The following is a 9,862-nucleotide window of genomic DNA, read 5'->3' as shown; positions in this document are numbered from 1 at the left end:
GCCTGTCGGCGCGCGGGCGCGTTAAGGTAGGCCGCCTTCAGTTGCGGAGCCCTGCCGATGCTTGTCCTGATCCAGCGCGTGAGCCAAGCCAGCGTCCATGTCGAGCAGGCCGTCGTGGGCCAGATCGGGCCCGGCCTGCTGGCCCTGGTGGGCATGGAGCCGGGCGACACCGAGGCCCAGATCACCCGGATGGCCGATCGCCTGCTTGGTTACCGTGTCTTTGGCGATGAGACCGGAAAAATGAACCTGTCGCTGCGCGACACCGGCGGCGGATTGCTGCTGGTCAGCCAATTCACCCTGGCGGCCGATACATCCAGCGGGATGCGGCCGGGCTTCAGTACCGCCGCGCCGCCGGCGGAGGCTGAACGCGGATTCAATCGACTGGTCGATATCTGCAGACAAAAACATGCCCCGGGGGTGGAAACCGGCCAGTTTGGTGCCCATATGGTTGTCAGCCTGGTCAACGATGGTCCCGTGACCTTCCTGCTCAGACCCTAGCCCCCGGGACCACCGCCCGGGAACGCGGGGCGCCGGGCTGGTATAATGCTAGGTTCTATTCCCTCTCCCAGCCGGTGGCGCGAGCACTACATGGCCAACGAACGTCCTGCCCAGCAAAACGACATCAAGCTTCTGATCAGCAAGGGCCTGGAACAGGGCTACCTGACCTACGCCGAAGTCAATGACCATCTGCCCGACGACATCGTCGACCCGGAGCAGATCGAAGATATCATCGGCATGATCAACGGCATGGGCATTGATGTCCATGAAGTTGCTCCCGATGCAGAAACCCTGTTGCTCAACGATGGCAACACCGGCAACCGCGAAGTCGATGACACCGCGGCCGAAGAAGCCGCCGCCGCGCTGAGCGCGCTCGACACCGAAGGTGGCCGCACCACCGACCCGGTGCGCATGTACATGCGCGAAATGGGTACCGTCGAGCTGCTGACCCGCGAAGGCGAAATCGCCATCGCCAAGCGCATCGAAGAAGGCCTGGGCCAGGTCCAGGCCGCACTCGGTACCTTCCCGGTATCGGTGGAATCGCTGCTGGCCGACTACGACGCGCACAAGGAAGGCAAGAAGCGCCTGGCCGAAGTGATCGTCGGCTTCAACGATCTGGTCGAAGAAGTCCCGGCCCCGGCCGTGGCCGAAGACACCAGCGATGAGGCTGACGAAGACGCCGATGAAGACGACGACGGCGACGACGTCGAGGAAGAGGCCGGCCCGACCGGTCCGGATCCGGAAGAAGTCGCACGCCGCATGCAGGCCCTGAGCGATGCGTACACCGCGTTCAAGAAGGCCGCTGCCAAGGGCGACCGCAAGCCGCTGGCCAAGCTGCGCGACGACATGGCCGCCGTGTTCGTGACCCTGAAGCTGCCGTTGCCGCTGACCGATGTGCTGGTCAAGCAGCTGCGCGACGTCATGGCCTCGATCAAGTCCCACGAACGCCGCGTGCTGAACCTGGCGACCGTGACCGCGCGCATGCCGCGCAAGGACTTCATCCGCTCGTGGGAAGGCAACCAGACCAACCTGGAGTGGGTGGAAGACGCACTGAAGCGCAAGCAGAAGTGGTCCTCGGCCCTGCGTGACGTGAAGGACCAGATCATCGCCGAACAGCAGGCGACGATCGACATCGAGAAGACCACCTGGCTGGAACTGGACGAGCTGAAGGAAATCAGCCGCGCCATGGCCTACGGTGAAGCGCGTGCGCGCAAGGCCAAGAAGGAAATGGTCGAAGCCAACCTGCGCCTGGTCATCTCGATCGCCAAGAAGTACACCAACCGCGGCTTGCAGTTCCTCGACCTCATCCAGGAAGGCAACATCGGCCTGATGAAGGCCGTGGACAAGTTCGAATACCGCCGTGGTTACAAGTTCTCCACGTATGCGACCTGGTGGATCCGCCAGGCCATCACCCGTTCGATCGCCGATCAGGCGCGCACCATCCGTATCCCGGTGCACATGATCGAGACGATCAACAAGTTGAACCGCATTTCCCGTCAGATGCTCCAGCAGTATGGCCGCGAGGCTACGCCGGAGGAGCTGGCCAAGGAAATGGACATGCCGGAAGACAAGATCCGCAAGGTGATGAAGATCGCCAAGGAGCCGATCTCGATGGAAACCCCGATCGGCGACGACGAGGATTCCCATCTGGGCGACTTCATCGAGGACACCAACGTGGAGTCCCCGATCGAGAACACCACCAACATCAACTTGTCTGAAACCGTGCGTGACGTGCTGGCCGGCCTCACCCCGAGGGAAGCCAAGGTGCTGCGCATGCGCTTCGGCATCGACATGAACACTGACCACACCCTCGAGGAAGTGGGCAAGCAGTTCGACGTCACCCGCGAGCGTATCCGCCAGATCGAAGCGAAGGCGCTGCGCAAGCTGCGTCATCCGAGCCGGTCCGAGCAGCTGCGCAGTTTCCTGGATATCGATTGATCGATACCGGCGCATCGCGTTGAAACCCGACAGACCCCGCGCAAGCGGGGTTTGTTGTTTGGGGCGGGTGTCGCCGCGTGGTGTACTCGAGCCTAGCGGCGGCGCAGCGGATGGAGGGGTGTTCGAAGGGGTCGGGATCGCTAGGCTGATTTGGTGATTTCGTTGCGTGTTTCGTAACTTAATTACGGATTTTTTCTCGGTGTTCTCCGGGGTGATGTTATTTAAATCAATGGCTTGTATGTTTAATTGGGTTGCGGTTCGCCGAAGATTGGCGTATAGATTCGTAACTTAACTCGTCCCGAAACTCAGGCCATGGCCCGTCCCCGTACCGTCCAGCTCCAGACGCTGTTCGACAACCTGCCTGCTGGCGAGGTCGTATCAGCTGCCGATCTCGTCGATCGCCTGGGAGTTACCCGGACAACGTTGAGTCGTCTTGTCGCCGAGGCCGGGGACCGCGTGGTGCGACTGGGCCGCACCCGCGCCACGGCCTATGCCGTCCGCCAGCAGACCGCCGCGGGCAGCGAGTGGCCGCTGCTCCGTCTGCGCCCGGACGCCACCCTTGAAGAACTGGGCTCGGTCGTGGCACTCACGGGCGAGTCCTTCCACGTGTCGACCACCGCCGCACGCCCCAATCTGACCCGTTCGCCCAACGAGACCGTCGACGGCCACTTCCCGGGGCTGCCGTGGTATCTGGATGACCTGCGCCCACAGGGCTTCCTCGGGCGCATGTTCGCGCATCGTCGCGGGCGTGACCTGGGCATCCCCGACGACCTCAATCGCTGGCAATTGGGTGACACCCTGCAGGCGCTGGTACGTGCAGGCGGCACCGGGATCGGTGACCTCCTGCTCGGCGGCGATGCCGTGCAGATGGCGTTGCGCGCGCTCGATGCGCCTGGCGATCACGTCCTGGCCGGGCAGCGCGCACGTCGTTATCCCGAGCGCGCCGCAGCGGCCCTGGAAGGCGAAGACGTCGGATCGTCGCCCGGTGGCGAGCAACCGAAGTTCACCGCCACGGTGGAGCATGAGGGAGGGCGCTATGCGGCGCTGGTGAAGTTCGCGCAGCCCACCGCAGGCGAGGCCGCCGAACGCTGGGCGGACCTGCTGGTCTGCGAGCACCTGGCCCTGCAGTGCCTGCGCGACGCGGGCGTGCCCGCAGCGGCGTCCGAGATCCTCCAGACCGACACGCATACGTTCCTGGAGGTGCAGCGCTTCGACCGCACCGTCGACGTGCTCGGCCGGCGTGGCTTCGTCTCGCTGCTGGCGCTGTCCTCGGCCTTCGTCGGTGACGTGACCGTGGACTGGGGAACGGCTGCCGACGCGCTGCTGACGCAGCGCTGGGTCGATCGCGACGCGCAGGCCGCGATGGGAAGGTTGCACGCGTTCGGCCGGCTGATCGGCAACAGCGACATGCATCAGGGCAATCTGGGTTTCCACCTGGTCGATCGCGGCCCGCTGCCGTTGGCGCCCGCGTATGACATGTTGCCGATGTCACTGGCCCCCTCGCGCACGGGGGTGCTGCGTGCCGCTACGCCACTCGGCTCCATCGCGCCGGAGCGCAGCGGCGAGCTAGCGCACCTGCACTGGGCGGCGCCGCTGGCGGTGGACTACTGGCAGCGTGTGGCGGGTTCGGCGCTGCTGCGCTCGAGCGTGCTGCGTGACCTGGCAACGGAGAATGCGCGTCGGGTCCAGGAGATGGGTCAGCGTTTCGGTTGATGTGAGGGGTGCAGTGGAAAGCGCCTACTGGCCTCCACTACACTGTGCGGCCGCAAGGGCCTATAGCTCAACGGTTAGAGCAGAGGACTCATAATCCTTTGGTTGAAGGTTCGAATCCTTCTGGGCCCACCATCGAATCAGACACTTAGGATCAACCGCAGTGCCTTCGTCGTCAAGCCATCGCCCTCCGGTGACCGCTCGGTGACCGTTTAGGCTCCGCTGCCGTCACAGTTGGCCGCCACCTGCACCGCGTTCTCCGGGGTCCAAAGAGGGGCACGACGGCGTGCGTGGATCCACCGCTGAACATCGCTCTGATACCAGCGGGTTCCGCCACCGATCTTGTGCTTGGGTGGGAACGTCCCCTTCTCCATCTCGCGGTAGATGTAGCTCTTCTTCATCCCGGTCTGGGCTTCAACCTGCTCAAGCTTCAGCAGGACTTCGGGGATGTTTTCAGCTGCGCCCATGACGAGCCTCCATTGCGTCAGATGTGAATTCCGGCAGCAGCGCGCCCTGGGATCCGGCACGTGCGCGCCCCAACTGGTTTGCGATCTGCATCAGGTCCATGGTTGGATCGTCGAAGAGGGCCAGACCGATCTGGGCAGTCAGCCTCTGGCTCGCCGTTGCCGTGAGCGGAGCCGGTGTGTCGATCGTGGCGACGGCGTAAGCGCGCCAGGCATCGCGGGCGGCCTGCAGCTGCGGTTCTCCGACGAACGTGAATGTCAGAGACCAGCCGCCGCCGGCGGACTGCTCCGAACTGGTCAGAGCGGTTTCAAGCGCTGCTGCAACCGCGATCGCAGTGCGGTGCTGGTGGGCCAGCGGAGATCGGCTGTCCGTGGTGATGTGCTCGATGTTCAAGGCTATTTCTCCTTGGTATGCATTTCGTGGATCCGACGTGCTGCGGCGATTGCTCAAGCATCGCCCTGCAGAAGCATCGACGGGTCAATGTTCCAGCCCGCTTCGCGCGCGGCGCGCAGGCGCAGATCGTTGGCGTCAAACTCGTCCAGCTGCAGCAGGGTGATCACTCCCTCAACCTGGCGCGGAAGCAGAGGGCGACTGCGGCCGAATACGCGCCACACGCTGAGCACTTTGCAGTCCCATGCGGGGGCGAGGCAGGCCAACTGCTTCCCATGCTCGCGGCAGTACCGGCGGATCATGTCGCGCACTGTGACGTGCGCGGGGGCTGGGCCGCGCAAGGCGGCGCGTACAGATGCGGCTTTGAGGCCGGGGCTCATGGGACGTCTCCAAGTGCAAGGCACGGCTGCCGACGGGAGCGCACCTCACCGATCATCACGCGCGCTGTCTGCTTGGCCTGGTGGATCTGTTCCATCAGGCCGCCTCCACCAGCGGCATGGCCACCGGATCCAGGTTGGCCTCGGCCAGAGCGCGCAGCGGCGGTGGGCTGACGCTGTTGCCGACCATGCGCACCGCGGCGCTGGTGGTGAGCGGGGTGCCGTTGGCCGTGCGATCGATGATGTAGCCCACCGGGAAGCCCTGCGCGCGGTAGAGCTCGTGCGGCTTCAGCATGCGTAGACCGATATCCACGATGACGTAGGGCGTGCCCTTGATCACCACCGTGACCAGCGCCAGCCGGTCTTTCGTGGTGATGGTGTCGGCGGGATCGGTCAGGCTCGGCACGTTGGCGCCGGTGCCGTAGTACTTCACCAGGAATGCGGCCACGCGCAGTGCCCCGGCTTCCTGATCCGGCGATAGCTCGGCCAGGCCTGCGCTGACCAGTCGCTGCTGGCTGCCGGTGGCAGTAATGGTGCTGACCGGCTCGCGGGCATCGTTGCCTGCACCTTGGTAGAAGCCGCCATTGGCCTGCTCCACGAATGCTGATACGACGCCAAAGCGCGTTGCCCCGGCAAGTACGGTCGGGACCGGGTCGCGGAGATCATTGCCCACGACGTTCTGTGCCATCGCGGTCAGATGAGCGCAGGCCAGAGCATGGTGGCCGCCTTGCGCTGCGATGGTCGACAGAGGCTGCTGCGCATCGGCGCCAGCCATGTTGTTGCGAAGGGTAACTAGGCTCGCAGCCGCCACGGCATGACCACCGCTGCCGCTGGCAGTGACAGTGCCAACAGGAGCCCGGGCGTCCTTACTGCCAATGCCCCAGCGCTGCACTCCGCCTGGTCGGCCTTCGCCGTGCGCGGCCTGCACCAGCACCGGCGCCACCAGCGCGGTATCCGCCTTCGCGGTCATCGTGTACAGCGGGTCGGCGCCGGAGCGCGGCTCGGACTGGCCCGCGCGCCCGCCGACGCCGGCGAGGATCGGCGTCACCACTGAGAAGTGGCCACCCTTCACCCCGGCGCAAACCGTGCGCAGTGGCTCGTCGCCCGCCATCGTGCGCTGATTGCTGGCATTGGCATGCTCGGCAATGAAGGCTGCCGCGGCTTCGCTGTTGTCCGCGCAGCTCGCCGGCACCGGCACCACGAAGGGATCAGCGGCCTGCAGCACATGCCGCATCACGCCCTTTGCGACGCGGCGCATGGTGGCATCCGCGAGGTCACGTTTCCGTCCGAAGATGGAGGGGCAGGGGATACTGAAGTCCAGACAATCGGCGGCGGATACGCGCGGCTTCTGGCCCGGCGCGGTGCCGTGGCTTGCCGCCGGCCACACGATCGGCTCGCCGTCGCGACGGCCCAGCAGGAACAGGCGTTCCCGGCTTGTGCCGGCGCCGTAGTCGCTCGCCACGAGCTTGCGCCATTCGACCGCGTAGCCCAGCGCACGCAGCGCGGCGACGAACTGCCGCCAGGTGCGGCCGGTGCGGCTCTTGTCCGGCACCAGCTGCTGATGCTCGACCGGCACGCGCTCGCCGCGCGCTGCAACGGTGCCGTCCATCTTCAGCACGCGCCCGGTGGACTTGCAGCGCTTCGCGATCAGCGGGCCCCACGTCAGGATCTGCCACACGTTCTCCATCGAGAAGATGCGCGGGGCGGTATTGGTGCCGTTGACCAGATCGGCGCGCAGCAGCATGCCAATCCACTTCAGCACCACCCAAGACAGGGCGCGTGTCTTCCGGCTGCGCGGCTGGCCGCCCTTGGCCTGGCTGAAATGGGTGCAGTCCGGGGACGCATGGAACCAGCCAATCGGGCGGCCAGCCACGTCGACGCGCGGATCCGCATGCCAGATGTCCTCGCGGTGGTGGCTGGTGAGCGGGTGGTTCGCCGCGTGCATGCCGATCGCCAGTGCGTCGTGGTTGTAGGCGAGCGCCGGGTCTTGGCCCAGCGCTTGCTTCAGCGCCTCGCTGGCGCCGCCGCCACCGGCGAACAGATCGACCACGATCTCACCGGTGCGCAGGCGCGAGCGCTGCGGCAGGGGGAAGTTGAAGGAGCGGGAGCCATCAGCCATGGGAGCAGTCCTTGTGTTCGGTATCGGGGCGCAGCCTAGTGCGCCGGTTACGCGGCGGCTTGACGGTAGCCAGAGTGACTGGCCGCGCTGCGATGGCGGCACACGTGGCAAAATGCCGGCCAGTCTCCGGGGGGATCAACGAATGAGCACATTGGACGGCATTAGCCAATGCTGGGCCCTTGGAGAGGCTTGCCATCCTTGGTGGGAAGCGTGGGGAGCGGGTGCCACTCTCGCTACAGCTTTGGTGGCTGTCGGGGCGCTCGCAATCGCCTGGATCGGAGTCGGAGTTACCGCCGCGTCGGCGTTTGCAGTCTGGAAATTGGGCATAGCCGCCAATGCAGCAAGTGGCGAAGCCACACGAATTGCTGCGACGGAGTCTGCGAGAAATGCGTACGAACGGGAGCGGCGCATGTATCGGGAAGAGACTGAAGAGTTGCTGGTACTCATGCAGATCCACTTTGAAATCTCGAACAATGTGGATGTCATGAGGGAAGTAGTAATTTTGCTTCGCGGAGCCGAGCTTGGTCAGGCACTTTTCGTATTGGACAAGGCCTATCGCGGAAAGGTGTTCGAAGATGTCGGGCGCATTAGATTTCCGGCAACCAATTCGGTAATCGAACGCCTGCATTATCTTGATCGTGGCGTCAGCGGGCGACTCCTCCGTGCGATTGGAATGGTTGGTTACATACAGGAGATGGATCTCGAATCGGGTGCGGGGGACATGTCCGAATGGTTTGAAGAAGTGCACGACAGTCTTCTGCGAACTCTCCCGCTGGTGATCGATGATTTGACTGTTGTCCGCCAAGCGTGCGCAGGCGCTCGCGTGCGACTTGCGATCAATCGCTCTGGCGAGACCGATTAGTCTTCCAGATGGATGCAAGGCAACTCCAGAAATTCGGGAAATATCAGCCATTGCCCACTCCCGGCGCTGCATCGCGCTGGTCGATCAGGTCCAGCTGTGCGGCGATCAGCGCACCCGCCCGCACCAGGTCGCGGCGCGCATCAACCGGCTTCCACCAGTGGGCCTCCCACGGCCAAATGGCCGGTGGGTTGAGCCAACCTATGTGACCGCGCGTTCCGGCGTCCAACTCCATCGCGGCCAGCTGCGCATATGCAACGGCTGCCTTCGCCAGTTCTCCCCGCTGGTACTGCTCATCGTGTGTAGAGGTGAAGCGCTCGGCCGCCATCTGCCGTTGGCGTTCGATTGCGATGGCTTGAACGCCCGGCCCCAGGTCGATGCCCTGCGCAGGAGGAGCGGCGTAGAGTGGAGCATCCCCGGGCTGCATGGACGCACCGAACCTGAGCACATTGCCGCTAAGCGTTCCGTCCTTGCCAGCCATAAGGAACAGGTGCCGAGGGTCAATACTGGCAACCGGCAGCTGCGCCCCCGGCTGGCGGGCGGCGAGGGCGGCTTGCCAGGCGGCTTGCCAATCTTCCCACCGAACCTGCTGTTCGGCTGGGCCATATTTCTCCGCATGCACGCCGTTGTGCATGTCGCGTGTCGGAGCGCCAGTCTGCCAGCGGGTCTTGAATTTCTCGCAATGCCACGCCTCAAACTGCGCCCGCGCATCCCCCTGCACCTCGCCACCCTGCTGCTTGCCAGTTGCGGCGAGGTGCTGCGCCAGCGCGCAGGCGAAGTCGGCGGCCAGCGTCGTGGTGATGTAGCGGGCGAAGTCGTGGCGACGAAGCTCCCGCGCGAAGAAGTCCGCGACGTAGCGGCGGCCGCCCTCGCTGGTGCTGAGGTCATAACGCGCCACAGATGTCGCGTTATCGCCGGAAGTGCCGGTGTTCTGCGCCACAGATGGCGCTTTGTGCATCTCGGTCGTCATGGCTGGCTTCCCTTCTCGTGGTCTCTGATGCGGTCGATGAGGTATGTGGCTTCCTTTCGCCATTTGTCGCGGTCGAAAGGGTTGAGGTTCTTGGCGAGGTAGTGGAGCTGTTCGAGCGGCTGGATCAGCCAGGTGATGCGGAAGGGCATGGAGGAGCGGTGGTCGCGGAGCGGGGCGTGCGGCCGGCAGTCCGGCCCTGCGAGCCATTCGGCTTCGTCGCAGTCCAGGCACCTGCCGTCACCGTTGCTTCCGGGCGGCCAGCGGTGCTGCTGCTTTCCGACCGGCGGGTGCAGGTAGAGCGCGCGGATGATCAGATTCCGGCGCCGCGGGTTGGCCACGTCCTCGGGCTCGGCCTCTTCCCATGGCTCTCTACTGCCGCGTCGCCGGCACTCATACCTGACCGGCTTCTGCGAGCCATACAGCTGCTCCATGAAAACCTTTGCCCAGGCAGCGGCAACCTCGGCCGGCACGGGCTCGCCGGCGGCGCCAGCGCGGCGCATGGCGCGCACCGTAGAGGCGACGGTCGGCGTCTGCAT

General features: G+C 65.0%; 10 protein-coding genes and 1 tRNA gene. 5 read left to right on the top strand and 6 right to left on the bottom strand.

Annotation, left to right across the window (positions count from 1 at the left end):
* Positions 1-57: 57 nt before the first annotated feature.
* The 4 genes from dtd to C0R07_RS07370 all read left to right on the top strand — a co-directional run bounded on the left by dtd (position 58) and on the right by C0R07_RS07370 (position 4,281).
* A complete protein-coding gene (gene dtd / locus C0R07_RS20030; RefSeq protein WP_102788571.1) occupies positions 58-498 on the top strand; it encodes a D-aminoacyl-tRNA deacylase in 441 nt (146 codons plus the stop codon).
* A 90-nt stretch (positions 499-588) separates the two neighbouring features.
* Complete coding sequence (gene rpoD / locus C0R07_RS07380; protein WP_019183598.1) at positions 589-2,436, top strand: RNA polymerase sigma factor RpoD; 1,848 nt, start codon at positions 589-591, stop codon at positions 2,434-2,436.
* 312 nt (positions 2,437-2,748) lie between these two features.
* A complete protein-coding gene (gene yjjJ / locus C0R07_RS07375; RefSeq protein ID WP_102788570.1) occupies positions 2,749-4,149 on the top strand; it encodes a type II toxin-antitoxin system HipA family toxin YjjJ in 1,401 nt (466 codons plus the stop codon).
* A gap of 56 nt (positions 4,150-4,205) precedes the next feature.
* A tRNA-Ile gene (locus C0R07_RS07370) sits at positions 4,206-4,281 on the top strand.
* A 77-nt stretch (positions 4,282-4,358) separates the two neighbouring features.
* Here C0R07_RS07370 and C0R07_RS07365 read toward each other — a convergent pair.
* The 4 genes from C0R07_RS07365 to C0R07_RS07350 all read right to left on the bottom strand — a co-directional run bounded on the left by C0R07_RS07365 (position 4,359) and on the right by C0R07_RS07350 (position 7,497).
* The gene (locus C0R07_RS07365) at positions 4,359-4,613 is read right to left on the bottom strand and encodes a helix-turn-helix transcriptional regulator (RefSeq protein ID WP_102788569.1); all 255 of its coding nucleotides are present in this window, start codon (positions 4,611-4,613) and stop codon (positions 4,359-4,361) included.
* A complete protein-coding gene (locus C0R07_RS07360; protein ID WP_102788568.1) occupies positions 4,600-5,004 on the bottom strand; it encodes a hypothetical protein in 405 nt (134 codons plus the stop codon). Before C0R07_RS07360 ends, C0R07_RS07365 begins: the two co-directional genes overlap by 14 nt.
* Positions 5,005-5,057: 53 nt before the next feature.
* Complete coding sequence (locus C0R07_RS20125; RefSeq protein WP_254427805.1) at positions 5,058-5,381, bottom strand: hypothetical protein; 324 nt, start codon at positions 5,379-5,381, stop codon at positions 5,058-5,060.
* 94 nt (positions 5,382-5,475) lie between these two features.
* On the bottom strand, positions 5,476-7,497 hold the full coding sequence (locus C0R07_RS07350; protein WP_102788567.1) for a DNA cytosine methyltransferase: 2,022 nt from the start codon (positions 7,495-7,497) through the stop codon (positions 5,476-5,478).
* Between the two features lie 142 nt (positions 7,498-7,639).
* Here C0R07_RS07350 and C0R07_RS19695 point away from each other — a divergent pair, with 142 nt between their 5' ends.
* Positions 7,640-8,359 (top strand): hypothetical protein, encoded by a 720-nt coding sequence (locus C0R07_RS19695; RefSeq protein WP_146027591.1) that lies wholly within the window; start codon positions 7,640-7,642, stop codon positions 8,357-8,359.
* Between the two features lie 43 nt (positions 8,360-8,402).
* Here the strand turns inward: C0R07_RS19695 and C0R07_RS07340 are convergent, their stop codons facing one another.
* Both C0R07_RS07340 and C0R07_RS07335 read right to left on the bottom strand, forming a co-directional pair.
* Positions 8,403-9,326, bottom strand: coding sequence for a hypothetical protein (locus tag C0R07_RS07340; RefSeq protein ID WP_102788565.1), 924 nt, complete (start codon positions 9,324-9,326; stop codon positions 8,403-8,405).
* Positions 9,323-9,862, bottom strand: a complete 540-nt coding sequence (locus C0R07_RS07335) for a hypothetical protein (RefSeq protein ID WP_102788564.1) — start codon at positions 9,860-9,862, stop codon at positions 9,323-9,325. The genes C0R07_RS07340 and C0R07_RS07335 overlap by 4 nt, the downstream gene beginning before the upstream one ends.

The organism is Stenotrophomonas bentonitica (assembly GCF_002887735.1).
GTDB classification, from domain to species: domain Bacteria; phylum Pseudomonadota; class Gammaproteobacteria; order Xanthomonadales; family Xanthomonadaceae; genus Stenotrophomonas; species Stenotrophomonas bentonitica_A.
Note: the sequence above shows the minus strand (reverse complement) of the source record. Positions and strands in the feature narration are given on the sequence as shown.

Excerpts from the sequence above, each read along its gene's own strand:
- dtd (WP_102788571.1), top strand. The coding sequence starts at position 58 with ATGCTTGTCCTGATCCAGCGCGTGAGCCAAGCCAGCGTCCATGTCGAG.
- rpoD (WP_019183598.1), top strand. The coding sequence starts at position 589 with ATGGCCAACGAACGTCCTGCCCAGCAAAACGACATCAAGCTTCTGATC.
- yjjJ (WP_102788570.1), top strand. The coding sequence starts at position 2,749 with ATGGCCCGTCCCCGTACCGTCCAGCTCCAGACGCTGTTCGACAACCTG.
- C0R07_RS07365 (WP_102788569.1), bottom strand. The coding sequence starts at position 4,613 with ATGGGCGCAGCTGAAAACATCCCCGAAGTCCTGCTGAAGCTTGAGCAG.
- C0R07_RS20125 (WP_254427805.1), bottom strand. The coding sequence starts at position 5,381 with ATGAGCCCCGGCCTCAAAGCCGCATCTGTACGCGCCGCCTTGCGCGGC.
- C0R07_RS07350 (WP_102788567.1), bottom strand. The coding sequence starts at position 7,497 with ATGGCTGATGGCTCCCGCTCCTTCAACTTCCCCCTGCCGCAGCGCTCG.
- C0R07_RS19695 (WP_146027591.1), top strand. The coding sequence starts at position 7,640 with ATGAGCACATTGGACGGCATTAGCCAATGCTGGGCCCTTGGAGAGGCT.
- C0R07_RS07340 (WP_102788565.1), bottom strand. The coding sequence starts at position 9,326 with ATGACGACCGAGATGCACAAAGCGCCATCTGTGGCGCAGAACACCGGC.
- C0R07_RS07335 (WP_102788564.1), bottom strand. The coding sequence starts at position 9,862 with ATGCAGACGCCGACCGTCGCCTCTACGGTGCGCGCCATGCGCCGCGCT.